At 71.9% G+C, this 25,131-nt stretch carries 27 protein-coding genes; 11 read left to right on the top strand and 16 right to left on the bottom strand.

The features are described from left to right. Genes CBF90_RS13520 through CBF90_RS13505 form a run of 4 tightly spaced genes read right to left on the bottom strand, consistent with a single transcriptional unit; the run spans nt 1 to nt 3,068 of the window. Complete coding sequence (locus CBF90_RS13520) at nt 1-234, bottom strand: MoaD/ThiS family protein (protein WP_023952001.1); 234 nt, start codon at nt 232-234, stop codon at nt 1-3. After that, nucleotides 234-713: a cyclic pyranopterin monophosphate synthase MoaC gene (gene moaC, locus CBF90_RS13515; RefSeq protein WP_023951999.1), complete on the bottom strand. Its 480-nt coding sequence runs from the start codon at nt 711-713 to the stop codon at nt 234-236. Before moaC ends, CBF90_RS13520 begins: the two co-directional genes overlap by 1 nt. A gap of 4 nt (nt 714-717) precedes the next feature. Beyond that, on the bottom strand, nt 718-1,968 hold the full coding sequence (glp, locus tag CBF90_RS13510) for a gephyrin-like molybdotransferase Glp (protein ID WP_088380836.1): 1,251 nt from the start codon (nt 1,966-1,968) through the stop codon (nt 718-720). After that, nucleotides 1,965-3,068 (bottom strand): ThiF family adenylyltransferase, encoded by a 1,104-nt coding sequence (locus CBF90_RS13505; RefSeq protein WP_088380835.1) that lies wholly within the window; start codon nt 3,066-3,068, stop codon nt 1,965-1,967. The genes glp and CBF90_RS13505 overlap by 4 nt, the downstream gene beginning before the upstream one ends. A 119-nt stretch (nt 3,069-3,187) precedes the next feature. On the opposite strand from CBF90_RS13505, the gene CBF90_RS13500 reads away from it, so the two are divergent. Genes CBF90_RS13500 through CBF90_RS13480 form a run of 5 tightly spaced genes read left to right on the top strand, consistent with a single transcriptional unit; the run spans nt 3,188 to nt 6,933 of the window. Then, nucleotides 3,188-3,580: a molybdopterin-binding protein gene (locus CBF90_RS13500; RefSeq protein WP_023951991.1), complete on the top strand. Its 393-nt coding sequence runs from the start codon at nt 3,188-3,190 to the stop codon at nt 3,578-3,580. A gap of 3 nt (nt 3,581-3,583) precedes the next feature. Beyond that, a complete protein-coding gene (gene modA, locus CBF90_RS13495) occupies nt 3,584-4,402 on the top strand; it encodes a molybdate ABC transporter substrate-binding protein (RefSeq protein WP_088380834.1) in 819 nt (272 codons plus the stop codon). Then, nucleotides 4,399-5,235, top strand: a complete 837-nt coding sequence (locus tag CBF90_RS13490) for an ABC transporter permease (protein ID WP_088380833.1) — start codon at nt 4,399-4,401, stop codon at nt 5,233-5,235. Before modA ends, CBF90_RS13490 begins: the two co-directional genes overlap by 4 nt. Further along, nucleotides 5,232-6,311, top strand: coding sequence for an ABC transporter ATP-binding protein (locus tag CBF90_RS13485; protein WP_088380832.1), 1,080 nt, complete (start codon nt 5,232-5,234; stop codon nt 6,309-6,311). Before CBF90_RS13490 ends, CBF90_RS13485 begins: the two co-directional genes overlap by 4 nt. 16 nt (nt 6,312-6,327) lie before the next feature. Further along, nucleotides 6,328-6,933: a GNAT family N-acetyltransferase gene (locus CBF90_RS13480; protein ID WP_023951983.1), complete on the top strand. Its 606-nt coding sequence runs from the start codon at nt 6,328-6,330 to the stop codon at nt 6,931-6,933. A 188-nt stretch (nt 6,934-7,121) separates the two neighbouring features. On the opposite strand, the gene cydC is transcribed toward CBF90_RS13480, so the two are convergent. The 4 genes from cydC to CBF90_RS13460 all read right to left on the bottom strand — a co-directional run bounded on the left by cydC (nt 7,122) and on the right by CBF90_RS13460 (nt 13,040). Then, nucleotides 7,122-8,783, bottom strand: coding sequence for a thiol reductant ABC exporter subunit CydC (gene cydC, locus CBF90_RS13475; protein ID WP_088380831.1), 1,662 nt, complete (start codon nt 8,781-8,783; stop codon nt 7,122-7,124). Beyond that, nucleotides 8,780-10,483: a thiol reductant ABC exporter subunit CydD gene (gene cydD / locus CBF90_RS13470; RefSeq protein WP_088380830.1), complete on the bottom strand. Its 1,704-nt coding sequence runs from the start codon at nt 10,481-10,483 to the stop codon at nt 8,780-8,782. Before cydD ends, cydC begins: the two co-directional genes overlap by 4 nt. Before the next feature lie 87 nt (nt 10,484-10,570). Further along, nucleotides 10,571-11,602, bottom strand: a complete 1,032-nt coding sequence (gene cydB / locus CBF90_RS13465; RefSeq protein ID WP_064955961.1) for a cytochrome d ubiquinol oxidase subunit II — start codon at nt 11,600-11,602, stop codon at nt 10,571-10,573. A gap of 10 nt (nt 11,603-11,612) precedes the next feature. Then, entirely contained in the window at nt 11,613-13,040 is a 1,428-nt protein-coding gene (locus tag CBF90_RS13460) for a cytochrome ubiquinol oxidase subunit I (RefSeq protein WP_023951977.1), read from the bottom strand. Nucleotides 13,041-13,236: 196 nt separating this feature from the next. Between CBF90_RS13460 and moaA the strand changes: the two genes are divergently transcribed. Continuing rightward, a complete protein-coding gene (gene moaA / locus CBF90_RS13455; RefSeq protein WP_023951975.1) occupies nt 13,237-14,247 on the top strand; it encodes a GTP 3',8-cyclase MoaA in 1,011 nt (336 codons plus the stop codon). A 14-nt stretch (nt 14,248-14,261) separates the two neighbouring features. Here the strand turns inward: moaA and CBF90_RS13450 are convergent, their stop codons facing one another. Then, nucleotides 14,262-15,440 (bottom strand): MFS transporter, encoded by a 1,179-nt coding sequence (locus CBF90_RS13450; RefSeq protein ID WP_172407844.1) that lies wholly within the window; start codon nt 15,438-15,440, stop codon nt 14,262-14,264. 23 nt (nt 15,441-15,463) lie between these two features. On the opposite strand from CBF90_RS13450, the gene CBF90_RS13445 reads away from it, so the two are divergent. Further along, the gene (locus CBF90_RS13445; protein WP_036304642.1) at nt 15,464-16,030 is read left to right on the top strand and encodes a TetR/AcrR family transcriptional regulator; all 567 of its coding nucleotides are present in this window, start codon (nt 15,464-15,466) and stop codon (nt 16,028-16,030) included. Nucleotides 16,031-16,065: 35 nt separating this feature from the next. On the opposite strand, the gene CBF90_RS13440 is transcribed toward CBF90_RS13445, so the two are convergent. From CBF90_RS13440 to CBF90_RS13410, 7 genes are all read right to left on the bottom strand, one after another. Next, the gene (locus CBF90_RS13440) at nt 16,066-16,692 is read right to left on the bottom strand and encodes a metalloregulator ArsR/SmtB family transcription factor (RefSeq protein ID WP_071918395.1); all 627 of its coding nucleotides are present in this window, start codon (nt 16,690-16,692) and stop codon (nt 16,066-16,068) included. Nucleotides 16,693-16,868: 176 nt separating this feature from the next. Beyond that, the gene (locus tag CBF90_RS13435) at nt 16,869-17,819 is read right to left on the bottom strand and encodes an aldo/keto reductase (protein ID WP_064955956.1); all 951 of its coding nucleotides are present in this window, start codon (nt 17,817-17,819) and stop codon (nt 16,869-16,871) included. A gap of 152 nt (nt 17,820-17,971) precedes the next feature. Then, complete coding sequence (locus tag CBF90_RS13430) at nt 17,972-18,253, bottom strand: GlsB/YeaQ/YmgE family stress response membrane protein (RefSeq protein WP_023951967.1); 282 nt, start codon at nt 18,251-18,253, stop codon at nt 17,972-17,974. A 220-nt stretch (nt 18,254-18,473) separates the two neighbouring features. Further along, a complete protein-coding gene (locus tag CBF90_RS13425) occupies nt 18,474-19,271 on the bottom strand; it encodes an alpha/beta fold hydrolase (RefSeq protein ID WP_088380828.1) in 798 nt (265 codons plus the stop codon). A 111-nt stretch (nt 19,272-19,382) separates the two neighbouring features. Beyond that, on the bottom strand, nt 19,383-19,922 hold the full coding sequence (locus tag CBF90_RS13420; protein ID WP_233494894.1) for a GNAT family N-acetyltransferase: 540 nt from the start codon (nt 19,920-19,922) through the stop codon (nt 19,383-19,385). 90 nt (nt 19,923-20,012) lie between these two features. Further along, nucleotides 20,013-20,795: an alpha/beta fold hydrolase gene (locus CBF90_RS13415; protein ID WP_088380827.1), complete on the bottom strand. Its 783-nt coding sequence runs from the start codon at nt 20,793-20,795 to the stop codon at nt 20,013-20,015. Then, the gene (locus tag CBF90_RS13410; protein ID WP_023951959.1) at nt 20,792-21,829 is read right to left on the bottom strand and encodes an LLM class flavin-dependent oxidoreductase; all 1,038 of its coding nucleotides are present in this window, start codon (nt 21,827-21,829) and stop codon (nt 20,792-20,794) included. Before CBF90_RS13410 ends, CBF90_RS13415 begins: the two co-directional genes overlap by 4 nt. A gap of 76 nt (nt 21,830-21,905) precedes the next feature. Between CBF90_RS13410 and CBF90_RS13405 the strand changes: the two genes are divergently transcribed. The 4 genes from CBF90_RS13405 (at nt 21,906) to CBF90_RS13390 (ending at nt 25,125) form a co-directional block, all read left to right on the top strand. After that, nucleotides 21,906-22,415 carry a bifunctional nuclease family protein gene (locus tag CBF90_RS13405; protein WP_023951957.1) on the top strand — a complete coding sequence of 170 codons (510 nt, stop codon included), beginning with the start codon at nt 21,906-21,908 and terminating at the stop codon, nt 22,413-22,415. Between the two features lie 64 nt (nt 22,416-22,479). Further along, entirely contained in the window at nt 22,480-23,127 is a 648-nt protein-coding gene (locus CBF90_RS13400) for an SDR family oxidoreductase (protein ID WP_088380826.1), read from the top strand. Between the two features lie 67 nt (nt 23,128-23,194). Then, a complete protein-coding gene (locus tag CBF90_RS13395) occupies nt 23,195-24,127 on the top strand; it encodes an ABC transporter substrate-binding protein (RefSeq protein WP_088380825.1) in 933 nt (310 codons plus the stop codon). Next, nucleotides 24,124-25,125: an iron ABC transporter permease gene (locus tag CBF90_RS13390; RefSeq protein ID WP_064955951.1), complete on the top strand. Its 1,002-nt coding sequence runs from the start codon at nt 24,124-24,126 to the stop codon at nt 25,123-25,125. The genes CBF90_RS13395 and CBF90_RS13390 overlap by 4 nt, the downstream gene beginning before the upstream one ends. Nucleotides 25,126-25,131 lie beyond the last annotated feature (6 nt).

The raw sequence follows: 25,131 nt of genomic DNA, 5'->3' as shown, positions 1-25,131 counted from the left end.
TCAGCCGCCTGCGAAGGGCGGGAGGATGTCGACGGTGACGTCGGGGCCGATCTCGCTGGAGTCGGCGGCGCGTGCGCCGTCGACCAGGACGGCGCATTTCGGCAGGATCGCCGCCAGCCCGGGATGCTCCCGCGACAGTGCGTCGCGCAGAGCGCCGAGGCTGTTCTCGGAGCGAACCTCCTCGCTCCGTCCCGCGCGCTCGGCAGCCGCGGCGAAGTAGCGGACGCGCGCCATCAGGCGCCCTCGCCGGGGCGCTGCCAGTCGCCGCTGCGGCCGCCGGACTTCGCGGTGATGCGGATGTTCTCGATCGAGGTCGCCTTATCGATGCCCTTCACCATGTCGACGACGGCGAGGGCGGCGACCGAGACCGAGGTGAGCGCCTCCATCTCGACGCCGGTGCGGTCGGCGGTGCGCGCGGTCGCCTCGATCTCGATGCCCGCGTCGGTGATGTCGAGGTCGACGACGACCCCGTGCACCCCGATTACATGGGCGAGGGGGAGAAGCTCCGGCGTGCGCTTGGCTGCCTGGATGCCGGCGATGCGCGCGACGGCGAGGACGTCGCCCTTCGGCACCGTGCCGTCGCGGAGGGATGCGACGACCTCGGGCGAGCAGCGGACGAACCCGCGAGCCGTCGCAGCGCGGACGGTCGGCTGCTTCGCGGTGACGTCGACCATGCGAGCGTGACCGGCGTCGTCGAGGTGAGTGAAGCTCATGCCCTCATCCTTCCAGCAGCAGGACCTCGACGAGGTCGCCGGGCTCGACGACGGCCGTCTCGGCCGGGACGACCGCGTACGCCTCGGCGAGGGCGAGGGCGCCCGCCAGGTGCGAGCCCGAGCCGCCCGGTGTCGCCGGGCGCACGCGCCACCGGGCGGGATCGCTGCGGTCGATGACTGCGGGAAGGTACTGCCGGCGCCCCGGCGGTGTGTGCCAGGATTCGGCAGCGGGAAGACGCAACGCGGGCCGGTGGAGGTCTGAGCGGCCCTGGAGGGCGCGCAGGGCGGGGCGCACGAACACGTCGAATGACACCGCCGCGCTCACCGGATTGCCCGGCAGGCCGAAGACGAGGGTTCCCGACGGCAGGACCCCGAAGGCCTGCGGCTTGCCCGGCTGCATCGCCACCCGCGAGAAGCGCAGCGCGTCGCCGAGCTCGGTCTTGACGACCTCGTAAGCGCCCGCGCTCACCCCTCCCGAGGTGATGACGACATCCGCGCGGGATCCTCCGGTCGTCGCTGCGGCGATCTCGCGACGGAACGCGCTGCCGCCGTCGTCGACGTGCACACGGCGGACGACGTCGCCGCCCGCCTGACGGACGAGCGTCTCGAGCAGCAGGCCGTTGGACTCGGGAATCTGCCCGCGGGAGCGGGGAAGACCGGGCTCGACCAGTTCGCTGCCGGTCGAGATGACGACGACGTGCGGTGCCTCCGAGACCGTGACCCGTGCGATGTCGGCGGCAGCGAGGGCGGCGAGCTGCCGAGGGCCGAGCGGCACACCGGAGTCCAGCACCGTATCGCCGGGGCGGATGTCGTCGTGCGCGCGCCGGAGGAACACGCCCCGCCGGGCGGGGGCCGCGAGCACGCGCGCGGTCGTCAGCGAATCGTCGAGGCCCCCCGCGGTGTCTTCGAACGGCACGATCGTGTCGGCGTCCGTCGGCACCGGGGCGCCCGTCATGATGCGCGCGGCCTGCCCGGGGCTCAGCGACGGATCGTCGGCGGAGCCGGCCGGCAGGTCGGCGACGACCGCCAGATCGACGGGGTGCTCGGGCGACGCGCCCGCGACGTCGTCGAAGCGCACGGCGAAACCGTCCATCGCCGAGTTGTCGAAGTCGGGGATGCCCCCGCGGGCGACCGCGGCCTCGCGAAGGACGCAGCCGGCAGCATCGGCGAGCCCGACCGTGCGGGTCGGCAGCGGGCGGACGGCGGCGAGGACGTCGGCGAGCTGCTCCTCGACGGTGCGCAGCCCGCCGCTCACGACTGCCACCGCGCGAGCCCGCCCGCGAGCACGGATGCCGCGACACCGCGGCCCCGGAGGGCATCGGCCGCGCGATGGGCCCGGATGCCGTGCGCGCACACGACCACGACCCGCTCGGCGTCGACGCGGTCAGGGGCCGCGAGCAGTTCTCCCAGCGGCAACACCACCGATCCGGGAAGCACGCCGGTCGCCGTCTCGTGGGGCTCGCGTACATCGAGCACCACCGCACCGGCGGACTGCTGCGCTCGGAGCTGCTCGAGGTCGACCTCGGGCGCCGCCGTCCACGTCTGCTCGGGTGGGGTCGGCGGAACGGGGGCCTGCGATAGCGCACTCGACGCCGCGCGCAGCGGCACCTCGCTCTGGGTGCCGGTGAGGGCGTCGACGACGACGAGCCGGCCCAGGAGCGGTTCGCCCACTCCGGTGATGAGCTTGATCGCCTCGGTCGCGAGCATCCCGCCCACCGTCATGCAGAGCGAGCCGAGCACGCCGACCTCGGCGCACGTCGGCAGGTCGTCGGCGCTGCCGGCCGGGTAGAGATCGTCGAGGCCGATCGCCGGTGCGCCTTCGGGTGGCGCGGTCCAGAAGACGGTGACCTGCGCGTGGAACTCCTGGATCACGCCCCAGACGAGCGGCAGCCCGAGCGAAGCGCACGCGGCGGCCACGACGGTGCGGGTCTCGAACGTGTCGGTGCCGTCGATGACGAGGTCGCTCCCCGCCAGCAGCCGCGACGCGTTGGCGGCATCCAGCCGCTCCCGACGCGTCTCGATCCGGGTCTCGGGGGAGAGCGCGGCGGCGGCGCGCACGGCGGAGGCGACCTTCGGCGAACCGACGTCGTCGACCCGGTGGATGACCTGGCGCTGGAGGTTGGCGTACTCGACCTCGTCGTCGTCGATGACGGTGATCGTCCCGACTCCGGCAGCTGCGAGGGCGAGGATCACCGGCGAGCCGAGGCCTCCTGCGCCGACGACGGCGACGTGGGAGGCCGCGAGTCGCCGCTGCCCCTGGTCGCCGAGGCCCGCGAGGACGGCGTGCCTCGCGGTGCGCTCGCGCTCGCGATCCGACAGGGGCCCGGTGGCGGCGACAAGAGGCGGGACGGTCATGGGATCAGGCTAGACGCGCGCAGGGGCAACCCGGGCGGACGGGAGGCGAGGCGTCACACGCATCCGTGAATGCGGCGGATTCGGCCCCGTCGGTCCGCAGATGCGGGTAAGTTCAGCGCATGACGGCATACCGAATCTCGGAGGCGGCGCGCCTGCTCGGCGTCAGCGACGACACCGTGCGCCGCTGGATCGACCACGGCGTCCTCCCGGTCACCGATGAAAGCCCCGCACGGGTGCCGGGCGACGCGCTCGCCGCCCACGCAGTCGAGCTGGCTTCGGCCGCAGCCGACCCGTCGGACCGGCTTTCGAGCGCCCGCAACCGATTCGTCGGCCTCGTCACCCGCGTGCAGATCGACGGCGTGATGGCGCAGGTCGACGTGCAGTCCGGACCGCACCGGATCGTGTCGCTGATGTCGGCCGAGGCGGCGCGCGAGCTCGAGCTCGAGCCCGGCTCTCTCGCCGTCGCCGTCGTCAAGGCCACCACCGTCGTCGTCGAGACCCCGAAGGACTGAGCCGTGCGCACCCGACGAACGAGCCTCGCCGCCCTCGCCGCCGCCCTGCTCCTCCTGGCCGGATGCGCCGCGGGCGGCGGCCCCGACGCGGGGACGGATGCCGCGCCCGGCGTCGCGGAGTCGGAGTCCGGGTCCGCGGCCCCCGACATCTCAGGCGAGGTCACCGTGTTCGCCGCGGCGTCGCTGAAGGCGGGCTTCGACGAGCTGGCTGTGCGGTTCGAGCAGCGGCATCCGGCGGTCGCCATCTCGCCCATCAGCTACGACGGGTCGTCGACGCTCGCGACGCAGCTGACCGAGGGCGCCCCCGCCGACGTGTTCGCCTCGGCCGACGAGGCGAACATGCAGAAGGTCGTCGCGGCCGGGCTCGCGGCCGACCCGCAGATCTTCGCGACGAACCGCCTCACCCTCGTCGTGCCCGCCGGCAACCCCGGCGCGGTCGCCGGCCTCGCCGACCTCGCGGACGCCGGCCGCACCGTCGTGCTGTGCGCACAGGCGGTGCCATGCGGGGCGGCGTCGGAGACGCTTCTCAGCGACGCCGGTGTCACGGCGAGCGTCGACAGCTACGAGCAGAACGTCACGGCCGTATTGACGAAGGTCGCCGGCGGCGAAGCCGATGCGGGGCTCGTCTACGTCACGGATGCCGCCCTGACCGACGACGTCGAGATCGTCGACACTCCCGGCGCCGACGAGGTGGTCAACCGCTATCCGATCGCCGCGCTGGCCGGCGCCCGTGCGCCCGAGGCCGCCGAGCAGTTCGTCGCGTACGTGCTGTCTGCGGACGGCCAGGCGGTGCTCCGCCGTCTCGGGTTCGGGGCGCCGTGAGCGGCGGCCGGGCAGGCGGTCACCGGTCGACGCGCCGCGACGCGCCGGGGTATGTGCCGCGCGTCCTGCTCGTGCCGGCCGTCGTCGGGCTCGCGCTGCTCGTGGTCCCGCTCGTCGCGCTGGTGGGGCGCGTCGACCCCGCGACGGTGTGGGCCGACGTCACCTCGCCCGAGGCCGGCGCGGCGCTCGCGCTCTCGCTGCAGACCGCGCTCGCGGCCACCGCTGCGTGCATCGTGCTCGGCGTTCCGCTCGCCCTGACGATCGCCCGAGCAGGCGCCCGCGGTGCGGCGGTGCTGCGCGCCGTCGTGACGGTCCCGCTCGTGCTGCCGCCCATGGTCGGCGGCGTCGCACTGCTGTTCCTGTTCGGGCGGACCGGCTGGCTGGGCGCGATGCTCGGCGAAGCCGGCATCCGCATCCCCTTCACGACCACGGCCGTCGTCATCGCGCAGACCTTCGTCGCCCTGCCCTTCCTCGTCCTCGCGCTCGAAGGCTCCCTGCGGGCCACGGGAGCCGGTTACGAGCAGACCGCCGCCGCTCTCGGTGCGGGACGGTGGCGCATCCTGTTCCGGGTCACCCTGCCGCTCGCCGCCCCCGGCCTCATCGCAGGAACCGTGCTGTGCTTCGCGCGCGCCCTCGGCGAGTTCGGCGCCACCGCCCTCTTCGCGGGCAACGCGCCCGGCGTCACGCAGACGATGCCGCTCGCGATCTACACGGCGTTCAACGGTGCGGGGGTGTCGCAGGGAACGGCTGTCGCGCTGTCGCTCCTGCTGCTGATCACCGCGATCGCGGCGCTCCTGCTCGTGCGCGCCTGGCGGCCGGGCGGCGCCCGATGAGCGCGCGGCTCACCGCCCGCGTCCGGGTGCAGCGCCCGGGCATCACCGTGGCCGCCGAGCTCGTCGCCGAACCGGGCGAGGTCGTCGCGGTCATGGGGCCGAGCGGCGCGGGCAAGACGACGGTGCTCGAGGCGATCGCCGGCCTCGTCCCGCTCGACGAGGGGTCGATCCGTGTCGACGACGACGAGGTCGCCGGTCCCGGCCGCCGCGTGGCGCCGCAGCGTCGCGGCATCGTGCTGCTGCGACAGGACCCGGGGCTCTTCCCGCACCTCTCGGTGCGCGAGAACGTCGCCTTCGGGCTCCGCTCTCGCGGCGAGCCGGCGCGCCGGGCGCGCGTCACCGCCGACGACTGGCTCGAACGCGTCGGTCTCGCCGGCGTCGGCGGCCGGTACCCCCGAGAGCTGTCCGGCGGTCAGCAGCAACGGGTCGCCCTCGCCCGCGCGCTCGCCGCGCGGCCCCGCGTCGTCCTGCTCGACGAACCGTTCACGGCGCTCGACCCGGCGACCGCCGCGTCGCTGCGGACGATGCTCGGCGAGCAGCTGCGGGCCGCCGGGACGACGGCCGTCATCGTCAGCCACGACGCCCTCGATGCCGCGGCGGTGGCCGATCGGCTCGTCGTGCTCGAGGAGGGAACCGTGACGCAGAGCGGCTCGGTCCGAGAGGTGCTGCGGAGCCCGGCGACGGCGTTCGGTGCGGCGATCGCGGGAGTGAACCGCGTCGTCGGGGACGTGGTCGGTCATGGCGACGGAGCGGTCTGGCGGGCCGGTGCCCTCGCGATCGCGCGGCCCGGTGAGGGCGGCGGATCGGTCGCCGCGCTGTTCCGTCCGGGCGACGTCCGGCTCGAGGAGATCGGGGCCGGCGACGGGCTCGTGCGGCCGGAGGCCGCGTCGTCGGACGACGGCCGTGTCGCGTGGCGGGCCCCCGTGGTCCGGCTCGAACCCACCGTCGGCGGGGTGCGGGTGCTCGTCGCCGATCCGCCGCTGGCGGTCGACATCCCGGTGGATCTGGCCGCGGACCTTCGTGCGGGTGCATCGGTGACGCTCTCACTGCCGACCGCCGCGATCACGTGGGGCTGAGTGGCACGATGGGGGCATGCCCCACATGCGTGCCGTCCGGCCCGGCGATGACGCCGCGCTGAGCGAGATCTGTCTGCGAACCGCCGACCACGGCTCCGATGCCGCGGGGATCTTCGACGACGACGACATCTGGGGAGCGATCTACGTGCTGCCCTACGCCGAGCGGCATCCGGATCTCTCCTTCGTCGTGGCCGATGACGACGACCGCGCGATCGGTTATGTCGTCGCGACGCCCGATACCGATGCCTTCGAGGAGTGGTTCCGCGCCGAGTGGTGGCCGCGGTTCGCCGGTCGCTGGCCCGAGCCCGCGCCCGACGACACCTCGCGGCAGGCGGGCACGCTGCGGTACGCCTACGGCCGACGTCTCGGAGCCGAGCCGCTCGCCGAGGCGTATCCGGCGCACCTGCACATCGACCTGCTGCCCGGGGCGCAGGGACAGGGGTGGGGGCGACGGCTGATCGACCGGGTGTCGGAGCAGCTGCGGGCGTCGGGCATCACCCGTCTGCACTTGGTCGCGTCGGCCGCCAACGCCGGCGCGCTCGCCTTCTACGACCGCCTGGGCTTCGAGCGCCTGCCCTCCTCGCCCGGCGCACAGGCCTTCGGCATCGATCTCGGGCGCTGAGGCCCGGTCGCGCGGCGCCGCCGAGGTCCCAGTTGGGCCGGGTTTGCCGGCTGGATTTCCGGCTCAATGGGGACCTCGGGTTGCGCAGGGGCGGTCGCGGCGGGCCACGGCGAGCGAAGTCCCACACGGGCCGGGTTTGTCGGCAGGTTTCCCGGCCGAACTGGGACCTCGCGGGGTGGGGGCGCGCGTCAGCCCGTGACCAGACGCCCGTCGGAGATGCGGACCGTGCGGTCGACGAGCGAGCTCGGCACCCGCACGTGCGAGATGAGCACGACGGCACGTTCCTCGTCGACGGCCGAGAGCAGATCGCGCATCAGCGCGTCGGATGCCGCGGGGTCGACCCCGGCCGTCGGCTCGTCGAGCACGAGCACGGGGAAGCCGTGCAGCAGTGCACGAGCGAGCGCGATGCGCTGCGCCTGGCCGCCCGAGACGAGGGCGCCGTGCTCGCCGACGCGAGCGTCGAGACCGCCGCGCTCGCGCAGCCAGCCGCCCAGCCCGACGCGCTCGAGCACGGCCTCCAGCTCGGCGTCGGTCGCGGTGTCGCGGGCGAACAGGAGGTTCTGGCGGATGTCCTCGTCGAAGAGCATCGGCTGCTGCTCGCACAGTCCGACCGTCAGACGCACGTCGTCGGGGGAGAGGTCCCGCACGTCGGTGCGCCCGACGCGGTAGCTCCCGTCGACGTCGAGGAACCGGACGAGGGCATGGGCGAGCGTCGACTTGCCCGCACCGCTCGAGCCGACGACGAGCAGACGCTCGCCCGGGCGGACATCGAGGTCGACGCCCGTGAGAGCGGGACGCTCGGCGCCGGGCCACGTCACCGACACGTCGCGGAGGTGCAGGCCGTCGCCGAGCGCGGGCGCGACACCCGTGGGAGCGACGCTGCTGTCGACGAGGCCGGCGGGGATGCCGCTCGGCACGGTCTCGGCGATGCGTTCTGCCGACGCGCGCACCTGACGCCAGGATGCCGCTGCGAGCGGAACCGTCTGGAAGACCTCGAACACGGCCATCGGCACGAGGACGGCGACGGCCAACCACGGACCGCCGAGGGCGGCGACACCCGGAGCGGTGACCATGACCGCGAGGATCGACGCGGCGCCGGCGGCGAGGGAGACGATGGCCGCACTGCCGGCCTGCGCGCCGGCGCGGCGGACGACGGCGCGGCGGAGGTCGGCGTCGGCTGCCTCGATACGGCGCCGGCTCTGCTCCTCGGCTCCGTACGCCAGCAGCACGTCGAGGCTCCCGAGGTGGTCGGCGACGGCGTCGGCGAGCCGGGCGCGGAGCGGGGCGATCGTCCGCTCTGCTCGGGCTCCTGCGACCCAGCCCCAGCCGGTGGCCGCGGCTGCGGCGACGACGAGGCAGCCGAGCAGGGTCAGGCCTGCCGGCCACGAGACGGTCGCGACGAACACCACAGCGGCGAGGGCGACGGTGGCCGAGGCCACGAGCGGCTCGACGACCCGCAGCGGCAGGTTCTGGAGGTCGTCCACGTCGTCGACGAGAGCCGACAGCGCGGAACCCCGGCGGATGCGGCCGAGCCCGTCGGGCGCCAGCGGGATGAGACGCCGGACGAGGTCGGTGCGCGTCGTGGCGAGCTGGCGCAGCGCCGCGTCGTGCGACGTGAGGCGCTCGAGGTAGCGGAAGACGGCCCGCGAGATCGCGAACGCCCGTACCCCGACCACGGCGGCCATCACGTACATCACCGCGGGCTGCTCGCTCGCGCGGACGATGAGCCATGCGCTGCACGCGAGGAGCGCGACGGCCGAGGCCTCCGTCGCGAAGCCGGTCGCGAGCGCGCGCCAGAACCGTCTCGGTGGCGGCATCGCGCCCCGGAGCACGTCGGCGGTCGTCGTCATGCCGTCACCTCGGATCGGGGTCGCACGTCCACCAGCACGTCGGCGATGGAGCGGGCCGTCTCCCGGTGCGAGACGAGCAGGACGGTCGCGCCGTCATCCGCGACGCGGCGCAGGCTCTGCCACAGGGCGGCCTCGGTCTCGGCGTCGAGAGCCGCGCTCGGCTCGTCGAGGGCGATCACCGGCGCGCCGACGCTCTCGTGCCGGAAGAGGGCGCGCGCGACCGCGACCCGCTGCGCCTGACCGCCGGAGAGGCCCGCGCCGCGGACGCCGAGCTCGAGCGCCAGGTCGAGGTCGGCGGCGCCGGCAGCCACCAGCGCGCGCGAGATGGCACGCTCGTCCGCGGCCCCCGCGGTGCGGTCTGCCGAAGCGCCGAGAGTGACGTTCTCGGCGACAGTGCCGGCGATGAGGCCCGGATCCTGTCCGGCCCAGGCGAGCCACGACGCCGGCGGCGGAACCTGCGCTCCGTCGAGCGTCAGGTCGCCCTCGAAGGGGGCCACGCCGCGCAGTGCGGCGAAGACGCTGGACTTGCCGGCGCCGCTCGGCCCTGACAGGAGCGTGATCGTGCCCGGCCTCGCCGTGAACGACACCGGTGCGAGCAGCGAGTCGCCGCGCTGCACCCGAAGCTCACGGGCGCGGAGGACGCCGCGCTCCGCCGCCGCGGTCGTCGCGGCATCCGTCGGCGCCGGGATCGCGGCATCCTGCTGCGGCAGCGCCCTCGCGGCGTCGAGGACCTCGAAGACGTCGTCGGTGGCGGCGACCCCCTCTGCGGCGGCGTGGAACTGCACGCCGACCTGACGGAGCGGAAGATACGCCTCGGGGGCGAGCAGCAGCACGAAGAGCCCGACCGATAGGCCGAGCGAGCCGTCGATGAGCCGGAAGCCGATCGACACCGCCACGATCGCGACGGAGATCGACGCGAGGAACTCCAACGCGAAGCCCGACAGGAACGACACCCGCAGGACGCGCATCGTCTCGATGCGGTAGTTCTCCGTCACGCGTTCGATCGACGTCGCGGCCCGGTGCTGCCGCCCGAACACGGTGAGCGTCGACAGGCCCCGGACGGTGTCGGCGAAGCGGGCGGCGAGCTGGCGGAGCGTCTGCCATTGCGCGCGCTGGACGGCGCGGGTCGCCAGGCCGATCAGCACCATGAACAGCGGGATCAGCGGCATCGTCAGCAGGACCGTGAGCCCGGAGATCCAGTCGCTCCACCAGATGACGGCGATGAGCACCGGGGTCGCGATGACCGTCAGGACGAGCTGCGGCAGGTAACGGCCGAAGTAGGCGTCGAGCGCGTCGAGGCCGCGGCCTGCCGTGACGGCGAGTTGAGCGGAGTTGCGGCTCGCGAGCCATCCGGGGCCGAGGCGACCGACGGCGGAGGTGAGTGCGCCGCGCAACTCGCTGCGCACCCGGGCAGCGGCGCGAGCAGAGACGGCTTCGCGCAGCCAGAGGAGCCCGGCGCGTGCGGCGACGACGGCCCCGAGAGCGGCGAGGGTACGCATGAGGTCGGCGATCGGCATCCCGCCGATGGCGCCGACGATGGCCTGCGTGGTCAGCCACGCGAAGCCGACGATCACGATGGTCTGGGCGAGGCCGATCGCCCCGATCGCGACGAAGAAGACGCGCGAGGCGCGGGCATAGCGCAGCAGCCGCGGATCGACGGGCCGCCCGCTCGAGCGCGCGGGCGCCTCGGGGTCGTCCATGCTCACCCTTCGATCCTGCCTTACCCCGGGACCGGGATGCCTCGGGCCCGGCGCGATCGCGCGGATCCGAGGCATCCCGTCATCCGGTCAGTGGGCGACGAGCTCGGCCTCTTCGATACGGGCCCGCGTGACGCGCTTGCGGAAGACCCAGTACGTCCAGCCCTGGTAGAGCAGCACGAGGGGCAGGAAGATCACGGCTGCCCAGGTCATGATCGTCAGCGTGTAGTCGGTCGACGACGCGTTCTCGATCGTCAGGTTCCACGCGGGGTCGGTCGACGACGGCATCACGTTCGGGAAGAGCGAGAGCCAGAGGGTCAGCACGGCGAACATCACGGTGCCGGCGCCTCCCGCGAAGGCCCACCCCTCGCGACCCCGGGCATTGGCGAGGATGGCTCCGATCAGCATGACGGCGGCCAGGGCGGCCGTCACGAACACGAGCGGCAGCAGCGGCGCCTGCGCCTGCATCGCCGACAGCACGGTCCAGGCGAGGAAGACGGCCGCGGCGACCAGGGTCAGCAGTCCCGACTTCGTCGCGAGGCGACGGGCCTGCGCGCGCACGTCCCCGTCGGTCTTGAGGGCGACGAAGTAGACCCCGTGGGTGAAGAACAGCAGCAGCGTGACGACGCCGCCGAGCAGGCCGTAGGGGTTCAGCAGCGTGAACAGGGTGCCGGTGAACTCCTTGTCTGCGTCGATCGGAACGCCCTGCACGATGTTGGCGACCGCGACGCCCCAGAGGAAGGCGGGGAGTGCCGAGCCCACCACGATCATGAGATCGAAGCGCTTGCGCCAGGTGGCGTCATCGCGCTGGTGGCGGTACTCGAACGAGACCCCGCGCAGGATCAGGGCGATGAGGATCAGGAGCAGCGGCAGGTAGAACCCGCTGAACAGGGTCGCGTACCACTCCGGGAACGCTGCGAACAGGCACGCGCCCGCCACGATCACCCAGGTCTCGTTGAGGTCCCAGACCGGGCCGATGGTGTTGATGATCTGGCGCCGCGAGACGTTGTCCTTCCCGAGGAAGGGCAGCGACATCCCGACACCGAAGTCGAACCCGTCGAGGACGAAGTAGCCCACGAAGAGCACTCCGACGATGAAGAACCAGACGTATGCGAGATCCATGTCGTGCTCCTCAGTAGACGGTGGTCTGGGTGTGGGACGCCGAGGGGTTTTCGGCTTCGGGCGAGCCCGGCTCGGGCAGCGGGTCGGGGCCCTTCTGCGCGGCCTTGCGGATGAGGCCGAACTCGACGACGGCGAGCGAGGCGTACACCGCGGTGAACGCGATCAGCGAGATGAGGACCGTCCAACCGGGCACGTTCGGTGAGACGCCGTCCTCGGTCAGCATGAGGCTGAAGACGATCCAGGGCTGGCGGCCCATCTCGGTGAAGACCCAGCCGACGAGGCTGCCGAGAAGGGGGAGGGGAGCGGACCAGATGGCGACCTTCCACATCCACCGGGCGACGGGGCGCTGAGCCTTCTTGCGCGTGACCCAGAGGCCGGCGACCGAGATGAGGGTAGCGATGCCCCCGAGGCCGATCATCCAGCGGAACGACCAGTAGGTGACCCACACGATGGGGCGGTAGTCGACGCCCGCCCCGAAGGTCTCGGTGTACTGCGCCTGCAGGTCATTGAGGCCTTCGACGCACCCGTCGAAGCTATGGGTCGACAGGAACGACAGCAGGTACGGCACGCGCAGCGACCAGACCTCTTCGGTGCCGTCGGGGGTTCCGATGGAGAAGATCGAGAAGGACGCGTCAGCCCCGCAGGCACTGTTGAACATGGCTTCGGCCGCGGCCATCTTCATGGGCTGCGTCGCCACCATCACGAGGCTCAGCTGATCTCCCGAGAGTGCGACCCCGACGAACGAGACGATCATGCCCCACATGCCGAAGCGGAGGGCGGGACGCATCGTCTCGACGTGCTGCGCGCGCGAGAGGTGCCAGGCGGCGACCGCGATGACCACGGCAGCGGCGAACATCCAGGCGGCGAAGATCGTGTGCGGGAAAGCGGCCAGCACGATCGGGTTGGTCAGGACCGCGCCGAAGTCGATCAGTTCGGCCCGGCCGCCGTCGGCGGCGATCTGGTATCCGACCGGGTTCTGCATGAACGCGTTGGCGGCGAGGATGAAGTAGGCCGACAGGGTCGACCCGAGCACGACCATCCAGATCGAGAACAAGTGCAGCGCCTTGGGCAGCTTGTCCCAGCCGAAGATCCACAAGCCGATGAAGGTCGCCTCGAAGAAGAAGGCGAGGAGACCCTCGAAGGCCAGCGGTGCGCCGAAGATGTCGCCGACGAAACGGGAGTAGGCCGACCAGTTCATGCCGAACTGGAACTCCTGGACGATGCCGGTCACGACGCCCATGGCGAAGTTGATGAGGAAGATCTTGCCGAACAGGCGGGTCAGGTGCAGCCACTTCACGTTGCCGGTGCGGTGCCACACCGTCTGGAAGATCGCCACCACAAGAGCCATCCCGAGGGTCAGCGGCACGAAGAGGTAGTGGTACAGCGTCGTCAGACCGAACTGCCAGCGTGCCAGCAGGAGCGGATCGAGGAAGTCCATCGGGGCGTGCCTTTCGGGAGGCGAGGGTTTCGACAGGCTGAAGGTATCGAGTGTGGTTTTCCCCGGTCTCAGGGGCGGCCGGGAATAATGCTACGCGTGGTCAGACCACTAAGCAAGGTGCTGTCAGACCACAAAACGCGGCTCCGATCGGTCGCGGCCGGCCCTCGGATGCTCCGGAGCCGCTTACGCTCGACCCATGGGGGAGCCGCTCGTCGACAGATTCGCCCGGGTCCACCGCGACCTGCGCATCTCGCTGACCGACCGCTGCTCGCTGCGCTGCACGTACTGCATGCCCGAGCAGGGCAACGAATGGCTCGCGCGGCAGAGCATCCTCACCCTCGATGAGATCGTCGAGGTCGCGACCGTCGCCGCAGCCGCGGGCATCACGACCTTCCGCCTCACCGGCGGGGAACCGCTGCTGCGCACCGACATCGTCGAGATCGTGCGGCGGCTCGCGGCCATCGCGTCGCCCGACGGCCCGATCGAGATCGCCATGACCACGAACGGCATCCGGTTGCCCGAGGTGCTGCCCGACCTCGTCGCCGCGGGGCTCGCTCGCCTGAACATCTCGCTCGACACCCTCGACCGGGAGCGGTTCCGAAACCTCACCCGTCGTGACCGCCTCGACGAGGTGCTCGACGGGGTGCGCGCGGCCCAGGCGTCCGGGCTCCGGCCGCTGAAGATCAACGCGGTCGCGATGCGCGGTGTCAACGACGACGAGCTCGCCGACCTTGTGGCCTTCGCCGTGGCGCACGACGCGCAGATGCGATTCATCGAGCAGATGCCGCTGGATGCCGGCCACACGTGGGACCGGTCGAGCATGGTCACGCGCGAGGAGATCCTCGAAGCGCTCGCGGCGCGCTGGAGCCTCGAGCCCGTCCCGGGGCGTGGCGGCGCGCCCGCGGAGCGTTGGCGGCTCGACGGCGGCCCGCACACGGTCGGCGTCATCGCATCGGTGACCGCCCCGTTCTGCGGCGCGTGCGACCGGATGCGGCTGACCGCCGACGGCCAGCTGCGCAACTGCCTCTTCTCGATCGACGAGTACGACCTGCTGCCGGTGCTGCGCTCCGAGACGCCGCCCGAGGCGCGAGCCGAGCGGATCGATCGTGTGCTCCGAAACTGCATCGCCGGCAAGAAGGCCGGTCACGCGATCGACGACCCGGGCTTCCTGCAGCCCGCCCGCGGGATGAACGCGATCGGCGGGTAGGTCGAGATCGCCGCTCAGGCGCGGGGTGGGGTCACTGCGCGGTGGCGCGGTGAGATCAGGACCGCACCACCGGCGAGGCACGTCGCGGCGGCTGCGGCGAAGACGAGCGCCGGTCCGCCGCGGGGGAGCAGTGCGCCGATCGCTGCCGCGCCTATGGACTGTCCGACCATGAAGGTCACGAACAGCAGTGCTGTGCCGGCGGCCGCGTGTAGGGCATCGATTCGCGTCGTCCACCCGATGAGCGCTCCTGAAGCGGTGACGTACGCCCACCCGAACACGGCGCACGCACCGAGGGCGAGCGCCGTGTTCGTCGGGGCGGCGCCCACCGCGAGTGTCGACCCGGCGATGAGCCCCGCGCCGATCAGCCAGAGTGCCCGGGGGTGCAGGCCGGACACGAGCCGCGATGTCGCGATGACGGCGGCGCCGCCGCATCCGAGCACGATCCACGCCAGCACCGACTGCGTCTGTGACCCGCCCGCGTCGACCAGGACGGTGCGGCCGTAGTTCCAGATCGCCGACGCGCCGATTCCGAGAAGGACGGATGCCGCGATCGCCGAGCGATGCGCCGTCCACCACGTTCCCGGCGGAAGAACGGGAGGCCGGCTCGCGCCTTCGTCTCCCGGAGCGCTGTTCCGTCGGCGATCGGCGATGAGGACGGCGATCCCCGCCGCCACGGTCGCGACTGCCGCGATCAGCCAGCACAGGCGCCAGTCGGGGGTGAGGGCGAGGGCGATGAAACCTGCGATGACGAGGCCCGGGCCGGTCCCGGCGTTGACGATCGCCTGCGGCGTGCTCGACTCGCGATCGGCGAACGTACCTGCCACCAGGCGCACGAGGGCGGGCGAGGCGAGCCCAGCGCCGGCGGAGGAGATCGCCGCAGCGGGGGCGAAGGTCGCCGCATCCGTCGCCGCCGCGATCCCGACGGCACCGCCGCCCGCCGTGAGGATCGCCGCGACGACGAGGAGGCGTGGATGTCGCTCGGCGGCGAGGAAGCCGACGAGCGCGGCGAGGGCGTAGACGATCGACCCCGCCGCCGAGACGAGGCCGGCCGCGGCGGTGTCGATGCCGAGGTCGGCGCTCATCTCGGGCAGGTGGAGTCCGAAGGCGAGGCGCACGAGGCCGTAGGTCGCCGCGATCAGCGCGACTCCGGAGGCGACGAGACCCCACTGCCGAAACAAAAACGACCGTTTCACTTTACCGAGCATAGAGTGCTGGCATGGGAATGCGGCCGCGGACGCAGGAGCGGATCCTCGATGCCGCCGAGGATCTCTTCTTCACTCAGGGCATCGCCGCGACTCCGATCGACGCCGTGCTGGCCCGCGCGGGCGTGTCGGCGGCGACGCTCTACCGGGGGTACGCGAGCAAGGAGGCGCTGCTCGCGGCGGCGCTCGAGCGGCGGCAGCGGGCTTGGATCGAAACGTGGGACGCCGCCGTCGAGCGCGGCGCCGACGACGAGGAGCGGCTGCTCGCGGTGTTCGACGCGCTCGCGGCGTTCCGCGACGAGCCGCGCGGGTCGCGCTGGTGCGCCTTCCTCGGCGCGGCCGCCGAATACGCCGATCCGCCGCCGGAGGTGGCATCCGCCGTTCGCGCCGACACGGAGGGCATGCGGGCGCGGCTGACCGAGCTCGCTCGTCCGATCGCCGGGGTCGCCGCGGCCGAGCTCGCGGAGCGGCTGCTCCTCGTCGTCAGCGGCGACCTGGCGATGCGGCTGCGCGAGCGCGGTCACGACACCCAGCTGGCCCGCTCGACCGCGGCGCTGGTGATCGCGGCCGCCCGGGGCTGAGGCCGGACGAGGTCCGGGTGTCGACTCCGCCGGGCTCAGTCGTGGGCGGTCGCGGCGTGCAGCAGCTGGATGATGCACACCGACGGGTCGCACGAGGACCGCATGCCGTCGACGGCGAGGGGTCCGCCCGCCTCGGTGAGCACGCCCTGCAGCAGGCTCAGGTGAACGCTGCAGAGCACCTCGCGATGATCGGCCTGCGCCGTGGCGTGTGCGCAGGGGGTCAGGTCGACCGTCAGCGCGGAGTCGTCGATGATCGGGTCGAAGCCTTCGTCCTCGAGCTCCTCGACGAGGGCGTCGAGCTGGTGCAGTGCGCGGGTCTCGAGCACGTCGGGGACGTCGACGGTGAGGACGCGGCGCATGAGGTCGCCGCGCTGCGCGGCATCCCGCACCTTGCGGCGCTGGATGGCGCTGCGGGTCGCGTCTCCGTCGGCGGCGCTGTAGAGCACGCGGGGGCGTCCGCGGGTGGTGCGGTGCTCCTTCTCGGCGACGATGAAGCCGTCGGAGATCAGTCGGGCCAGGTGCTCTCGGATGGTGTTCGGGTGCAGGTCGGTGGCCTCTTGCAGTTCGAGGATCGTCCGGCGGGGCTGCTCCTGGATGAGGTGCAGGATCTCCACGCGGGAGTAGCTCGAGATGGCGCTGTATCCGACGGTCGCGGTGCTCATAGGACTCATTAAACACGGAAAACCGTCTGTGGTCTTACCACACCGTGAATTTTGTGGGTTTGCTGGCGCGTCCTAGGTGTGTGTGGCGCAAACCTCGGAGAAAACGACGAACCTCGGAGCCTGCCTGCGCGGGGCTCCGAGGTTCGCGTGGTTGTCCGAGTTGCGGATGCCGCGGCTCAGGCCTCCGGGGTCCAGGTCGACACGCGGGTGAGCTCGGCGATCTCGTCGGCCGTGAGCTCGACGCGCCCGCCGTCGAGCAGGCCCTGCACCTGCTCGAGGCGCGAGGCGCTCGCGATCGGCGCGACCACGGTCGGCTGCGAACGCAGCCACGCGAGCGCGGCCGAGGCGATCGAGACGTCGTGTGCGGCGCCGACCCGCTCGAGGGTGTCGATGATCTGCAGGCCCTGCGGCGTCGCGTACACGGCGGCGCCCTCGGCGCGCGGGGTGTTGTGGGCCGAGGCATCCGTCGACCGGTACTTGCCGGTCAGGAAGCCCTTCGCGAGGGCGAAGTAGGGGATGAGGCTGAGGTTCTCGCGCTCGGCGATCGGCACGATGGTCTCTTCGACCTCGTTGCGGTGCACGAGGTTGTAGTGCGGCTGGATGGCGACGGGGCGGGCGACGCCGGTCTCGTCGGCGATGCGCAGCCACTCCTCGATGCGCTCCGCGGTGTAGTTCGACACGGCGATGTGGCGAACCAGGCCGTCGGCGACGAGCTGGCCGAACGCGCCGACCGTCTCTTCGAGAGGGGTCTCCTCGTCGTCGAAGTGTGCGTAGTAGAGGTCGATCGCGTCGACGCCCAGGCGCTTCAGCGAAGCCTCGGCGGCGGCGCGGACGTTCGAGGCGGAGAGCCCGCGGAAGTCCGGATGCTGGCTGACCTTCGTCGCCACGACGACCTCGGGGCGGCTGCGTGCTGCGAGCCATTCGCCGATGATCGTCTCGCTCTCGCCCCCGCTGTGGCCGGGCGCCCAGGCGCTGTAGGAATCGGCGGTGTCGATGAAGTTGCCGCCGCCTTCGACGAACGCGTCGAGGATCGCGAACGACGCGTCGCGGTCGGCGGTCCAGCCGAAGACGTTGCCGCCGAGGGCGAGGGGGAAGACGGAGAGGTCGCTGTTTCCGATCGTGCTCATGGTGGGTTCAAGCGGTGGGGTCGGGCTGATATTCCGGCCCGGTGACGACGAAGCGCCAACTCCTCAGAATCCGACGTGAGGCGGTGTCGAGCCCCGCCACGGGAGGGGCCGCCGGAGCTGAGGAGTTGGCGCGGTGCCTGTGTGCAGCTGTGTCAGCGCGTACGAGTCGAGCCGCGGCGCGAGACGGCGACGTAGATGCCGAGCACGATGATGGCACCGATGATCGAGCCGATGATGCCGGACGGCTGCAGGAAGCCGCCCTCGGGGCTGTGGTTGAAGATGAGGAATCCGAGGAATCCGCCGACGAACGAGCCGACGATGCCGAGCACGATGGTCATCAGGATGCCGATGTTCTGCTTGCCGGGGATGACGGCGCGCGCGATGAAGCCGGCGATCAGTCCGACGAGGATGAGGCCGAGGATCGTCCAGAGCATGGTGCTTCTTCTTTCTGTGCAGGAACAGGCGCCGGTCGGGCACCCGGGGCGGACGACAGGTTATGACTGCGCGGTCGGGATCACCGCGGCTCTTTCGCCCACTCCCGCCGTGGTTGTACTCTTGCGGGCCCGTGCGAGCCGCGAGCACGCACCCTCGTCGCGAGAACGCACCCGCGACGGTGTGCTTTCGGCGCGATGGTGCGTTCTCGCACGGGATCCGTCAGGCGAGTGCGTCCCGGAGCGCGGCGAGCCACGACGGGAACGCATCGAGGTGCGCGTCGTGGCTGCCGTCGGGGAGCGGCAGGATGCGGGTGCCCGGGCGCCGCGCGGCGAGCTCGGCCTGCTGCTCGGGGGAGAACATGCCGCGATGGGCGAACACCGCCGTCGTCGGCACCGCGAGGTCCTCCCACTCCGCCCACCGTGGTTCGTGCACCGCGGCGATCACGGCCTGCATGACGTCGGCGTCGAAGCGGGGCCGCAACCCCGAGGGCGTCTGCTCAAGGTCCGCGACCCAGGCCTCGGTGAGCGGCGAGTCGCCGAGGAATTCCCGCGCGGCGGCCGCATCGGCGAACGGGATCGGCCACGAGGCGAAGAAGGCGCCGAGGTCGGCGGCATCCTGTGGATCGGTGCTCCCGGCCGGATGCCCCTCCAGCAGGATCAGCCGACTGACCAGGTCGGGATGCCGGCTCGCGGTGAGCAACGCGGTGTGCGCGCCCATCGACTGCCCGACCAGTGCCACTCGCTCACCCGGCGCGAAGCGCTCGAGCACGGCGACGACATCCGCAACGAAGGCGTCGCGGGAGAGGTCGTCGGGTCGCCGCGTGCTGCGGCCGTGACCGCGCTGGTCGAGCAGGAGCACCCGGTGCCCGTCGGTGAGCGCATCCGCCGTGGGCATGAGCTCGCGCGAGCTGCCTGCCAGCCCGTGCAGCAGCAGGACCGCAGGGCCGGTCCCTCCGGTCTCGGTCACCGCGAGCGAGACGCCGCCGCGGTGGATGATCGTGGGGCGGCGTTGCGTCATCCGTCCATTGTCCGGGTGCGGCGCCCTGCACATCACCGAGAACGCACCGTCGCCGCGAGAACATACCCCGCACGGTGCGTTCTCGGCGCGATGGTGCGTACTCGGCGCGAGCTAAGACCAGCGCAGGGGCGTGACCTCGCCGGTCTCCCAGTCGCGGCGGAGGATGCTGTACGCCACCGACCCCAGCGGCTCGGAACCCTCGACGGGCCACCCCTCGCGGTAGTAGGCCTCCTGCACCCAGCCGCACGCATCGAAGATCCGGCGCATCGCACGGTTGTCTTCGCGGGTCTGCCCCTCGAAGCGGTCGACCTCGGGCATGGTCGTGAAAACGTGGTCTGCCGCCGTCGCCAGCACGTCTTTCGCGAGGCCGCGGCCCCGCCACACCGACGCCAGCCGGAGATCGAACAGCGGTGCGCCGTCGCTGATCTCCTCGAGGCGGAAGAATCCGATGCGGCCGTGTTCGACATGGTCGATCCAGAACGAGTCGTTGTCGTCGTCGCGGAACCGCCCCGCGGCGATGCCCTCCTCGACCTGAGCGCGCGTCGGTCGGATTCCGACGTGGAACGGGAACACCTCGCCGGTCATGAACGCGATCAGTTCCTCGCGGTCGGCTCCCGCCGGGTCGATACGGACGAGTTCGATGGTGTCCACCCGAGGGGCGGTCCGGGAAGTCGCGAGGCTGTGTGTCTCTTCATCGTGCACCCCATCCACGCTAGTCGGACGGGGCGCGAGCGCCTGCAGTCAGAGGGCGTGGTGTTCCGCTCGCAGAAGCCAGTCGCGAACGAGCGGGGCGACAGTGTCCGGGTGCTCGAGATGGACGTTGTGTCCCGCCCCGTCGACGACGACGAAGGTGCCGCGGACGTAATGGCCGGCGGTACCGAGCCCGTCCTCGAAACCGACGACGTGGTCTTGACGCCCGAAGACGTGCAGGCTCGGCGCCGTGAACGGGAGGTCGGTGCGTTCGGGAGCGTATCCAGCCGAGTACGACGAGGTGATCCGGTCGAGGACCTCCGTGTCGGCTCCCCGGATGCCGGGCAGCACGAACCTCTCGAACGCGGTCAGCGCTTCGGCGGTCTGCAGCACCGCCATCTCCGCGAAGTCGTCCCGAAACGAACCCGCTCGGGAGAGCACGGACTCGTTCGCCATGACGATCTCGCGCGGAGGCAGTCGCCTCTTGTCATGGTCGAGCTCGAACACGCCGGCGAGGGTCGCCAGCCCGCGGCACTGAGGCCGAAGCGCATGCGCCACGTGACGGGCGACCATCGCGCCGAACGAATTGCCGACGATGGCGAAGGGCCCGCCCGCGGCGATGGTTTCAACCTCGTCGCGGACAGCGTCGGCGACCTCCCGAGGCGTGCTGACACCCTGATCGGTCGCGCCCTCCGCCCAGGGCAGGTCGAGATAGATGCGCCGCCATGGGCGATCGGCTACCCAGTCCTCCAAGGGAAGCAAGATGCGGTGATCGACTCCGAACCCGTGCACCGCGATGAGCGGGACGCCCGAGCCGTGTTCCGCCGCGATCATCGCGGCTGCAGAGCGCCCGACTTCCAGCCGAGGGCGGGAGCGACGTACTTCGCGAACGACTCGACGATGCGCAGGTTGAACTCGACGCCCAGCTGCGAGGGGATCGTCAGCATGAGGGTGTCGGCGCTCATGACCGCGGCATCCTGCATCAGCTGCTCGACGAGCACGTCGGGCGCCGCGGCGTAGGTCTTGCCGAAGGTCGAGCGCATGCCGTCGATGTAACCGATGCCGTCCTGGTCGTTGCTGCCGCCGAAGTACAGCTCGTCTTCGGCGGTCGTGATCGGGAAGACCGATCGGCTGACCGACGTGCGGGGCTCACCGGGATGCCCGGCTTCGCGCCACGCGGCGCGGAACGCGTCGAGCTGTCGGGCCTGGAGGATGTCGAACGGCGTGCCGTCGGCCTCGGTGAGGAGTGTCGACGACATCAGGTTCACGCCCATGCGGCCGGCCCACTCCGCGGTCTCGGTCGTTCCGGCGCCCCACCAGATGCGCGAGCGCAGGCCGGGGGAGTGCGGCTCGATCCGCTGCTTGCCGTTCCCGCCTCCGAACGGGCTGTTCGGGTCGCGCTCAGCGAGCCCCTCGCCCTCGATGGCGCGGAGGAAGGTGTCGAAGTGGTCGCGAGCGATGTCGGCGCCGCGGGGATCCTGCGAGCCGGTGTACCCGAACGCCTCGTACCCGCGGACGACGGTCTCGGGTGACCCGCGGCTGACGCCGAGGGCGAGCCGTCCGTCGGAGATGAGGTCGACCGCCGCCGCCTCCTCGGCGAGATACAGCGGGTTCTCGTATCGCATGTCGATGACGCCGGTGCCGATCTCGATGTTCTTCGTCGTCGCGGCGATCGCGGCCAGCAGCGGCATCGGCGACGCCTGCTGCCGTGCGAAGTGGTGCACGCGGAAGTAGGCGCCCACGGCGCCGAGGTCGTCCATTCCCTGCGCGAGGTCGATCGCCTGACGCAGCGAGGCACCGGCGGTGAGCTCGCGACCGCCGCCGAGGGGACCGTAGTGACCGAACGAAAGAGTGCCGAAACGCTGCATGTCAAGCCGCAACGCCCGCGGCCCCGTTCTCATTCCCTCGTGCATAGGCTGGGCGAAACCGACCCCGGGAGGTGTCATGGTCCAGGTCCGCGTTCTCGGGGTCGCGCTCGATCCCGCTCAACAGCACGTCATCCTGCTCAAGCCCGTCGATGCCCTGTCGGATCGGGTGCTGCCGGTCTGGATCGGTTCGCAGGAGGCGACATCGATCCTCGTCGCTGTCGAAGGGGTCTCGCCGCCGCGGCCGCTCGCGCACGACCTCATGATCCGCCTGCTCGACGCGACCGATGCGACCGTCGACCGGGTCGAGGTCACCCGCATCGACGACGGCACGTTCTATGCGGAGGTGACGGTCACGGCCCTCACCGGATCGCGGGTCGTCGATGCCCGTCCCTCCGACGCGATCGCACTCGCCTCGCGCGCCGGGGCGCCGATCTTCGTCGCCGATGACGTGCTCGCCGAGGCGGGCATCCCCGACACCGTGAGCGAAGCGCCGGAGGGAGCCGAGACTCCCGAGGCGGCCGAGCAGCGCGTCGCGGAGTTCCGCGAGTTCCTCGACGACATCGACCCCGACGACTTCCGCGGCTGACGCGCCGGCCGACGGGGCCGCCGCAGCCGCATCCGATCCACATCCCCCGACGAAAGGAACACCCATGTCCCGCATCCTGATCATCGGAGGCCACGGCAAGGTCGCGCTGCGCCTGGAGCCGATCCTCGCCGAGCGCGGCGACACCGTCACGGCCGTCATCCGCAACCGCGACCACGAGGCGGATGTCGCCGCGACCGGCGCCACGCCGCTCGTCGCCGACGTCGAGTCGTTCGACGTCGAGCAGCTGACGAACCTGCTCAGCGGCAACGACGCGGTCGTCTGGGCCGCGGGAGCCGGGGGAGGGGATGCCGCCCGCACCTGGGCGGTCGACCGCGACGCGGCCATCCGCTCGATCGACGCCGCCGCGGTGGCCGGCATCCGCCGCTACGTCATGGTGTCGTACTTCGGCGCGGGGCCGGATCACGGCGTGCCCGAGGACGACTCCTTCTACGCCTACGCCGAGGCGAAGGCGGAGGCCGACGCCCACCTGCGCGAGAGCGGACTGGACTGGACGATCGTCGCGCCGAGCGCTCTGACGCTCGACGAGCCGACCGGCAGCATCACCGTCGGTGGTTCAGGCAAGGAGTCCGTTCCGCGTGGCGATGTGGCGGCGGTCATCGCCGCCGTCCTGTCCGAGCCCGCGACCGTCGGGCGGATGATCGAGTTCACGGGCGGCGACACCCCGATCGAGGCGGCGCTCACAGCCGACTGACCGTCTTTGTTAGGGTTGCCTTGCCTCATCGCGCTCGCCGCGAGATCGACCCGAGGAAAGGCCCCACATGCTGTCTCGTCCTGTTCGGCGCGCCCTGAGCGCCGTCGCCATCTCGGCCGCCGCGGCCCTCGTCTTCGCCGGATGCGCGGCGCAGCCCTCCGCGGCCGACACCTCTTCGGAGGCCAGCGTCGCCCCTCGCGCCGTCGAGCATGCCCGCGGCGTCACCGAGGTCCCCGAGCAGCCCCAGCGCGTCGTGACCCTCGAGCCCCTCGAACTCGACACCGCGGTCTCCGTCGGCATCACGCCGGTGGGGGCCGCGGTCGCGAGCAACGTCGCGGGAATCCCGGCGTACCTCGAGGTCGACGGAGTCGAACCGGTCGGCACGGTGCCCGAGCCCGACCTCGAGGCGATCGCCGCGCTCAAGCCCGACCTCATCCTCGGAACCGAGGCGCGCCACTCGAAGCTGTACGACCAGCTGTCGGCGATCGCTCCGACGGTCTTCATCGCGACACAGGCCGATCCGTGGCGTGACAACGCCGAGCTGATCGGCCAGGCGCTCGGACGCGAGGACGAGGTCGCCGCGCAGATCGCGGCCGTCGACGACCGCTGCACCGAGATCGGGGCTGCGCACGACCTCGCAGGCAAGACGGCACAGGTCATCCGGCCGCGCGACGAGACGACCCTCAGTCTGTACGGACCCGTGTCGTTCGCGGGCAGCCTGCTCGAGTGCGTCGGCTACGCGACGCCCGAGCACGACTGGGCCGACGGCCTGCAGGCCGACATCTCGCCCGAGAACATCCTCGACGCCCGCGCCGACGCGGTGTTCGTCACGGCATCCGACACGACCGACGCGTCGGCGATCCCGGCGGCGATCACCCAGAACGCGGATGCCTTCCCGTCGGTGACCCTCGTCGACACGAGCACCTGGGTGGCCGGCGTCGGCCCCCGCGGCGCTCAGAGCGTGCTGACCGACATCGAGCGCTTCCTCGACGGGCGGTGACCTCGAGAGCCGGACGCGCCGCGGCGGGCGCCGCGATCGCCCTGGCCCTGGTGCTCGTCGTCGCGGCATCCCTCGCCGTCGGGGCGAATCCGCTGTCGCCGGGCACCGTCGCCGCGGTGCTGCGGGGCGAGGGCTCACCCGAGGCGACGTTCGTCGTGGCCGAGCTCCGGATCCCGCGGACGGTCGTGGGACTTCTCGCGGGCGCGGCGCTCGGAGTCGCCGGTGCGCTGATGCAGGCCTTCACGCGTAATCCGCTCGCCGATCCCGGCATCCTCGGCGTCAACGCCGGTGCGGCCCTCGCCGTGGCGCTCGGGATGGCGGTGCTCGGCGTGCGCGCGGCGTCGGGGACGGTGTGGTTCGCGTTCGTCGGAGCGCTCGCCGTCACCGTCGCCGTCTATGTCATCGGTTCGGGCGGACGCGGAGCCGCGGGCCCGATCCGGCTCACGCTCGCGGGCGTCGCCCTCGGCGCGGTGCTGTCGGGCATCACGACGGGCATCGTGCTGAGCGACCCCGATGCGTTCGACGCGATGCGCAGCTGGAACGCCGGGTCGCTGCTGGGTCGTGGCTGGGACACGATCGTGGCGGTCGCGCCCTTCATCGCCGTCGGACTCGTGCTGGCCCTCGTTCTCGGCGCGGGACTCAACGCCGTCGCACTGGGCGATGATGTCGCTCGTGCGCAGGGTGCGAACCTCGCCGGTATCCGGATCGGCGTGATCATCGCGGTGACCCTGCTGGCAGGCGCGGCGACAGCACTCGCGGGACCGATCTCGTTCGTCGGGCTCATGGTGCCGCACATCGCCCGCTGGCTGTTCGGTGCCGATCATCGGGTGATCCTCGCCGTCAGCGCACTGCTGGCACCCGTCGTCGTGCTGGCGGCGGATGTCGTGGGGCGCGTGCTCATCGCGCCCGCGGAACTGCCGGTCGGCATCGTCACGGCGTTCGTCGGGGCTCCCATCCTCATCGCGCTCGCGCGCCGACGCCGGGCGAGCGCCCTGTGAGCGGCG

The sequence above is a fragment of the Microbacterium sp. AISO3 genome (assembly GCF_002204305.1).
Taxonomy (GTDB): Bacteria; Actinomycetota; Actinomycetes; order Actinomycetales; family Microbacteriaceae; genus Microbacterium; species Microbacterium arborescens.
This window is presented reverse-complemented; position numbering and strand designations above follow the sequence as displayed.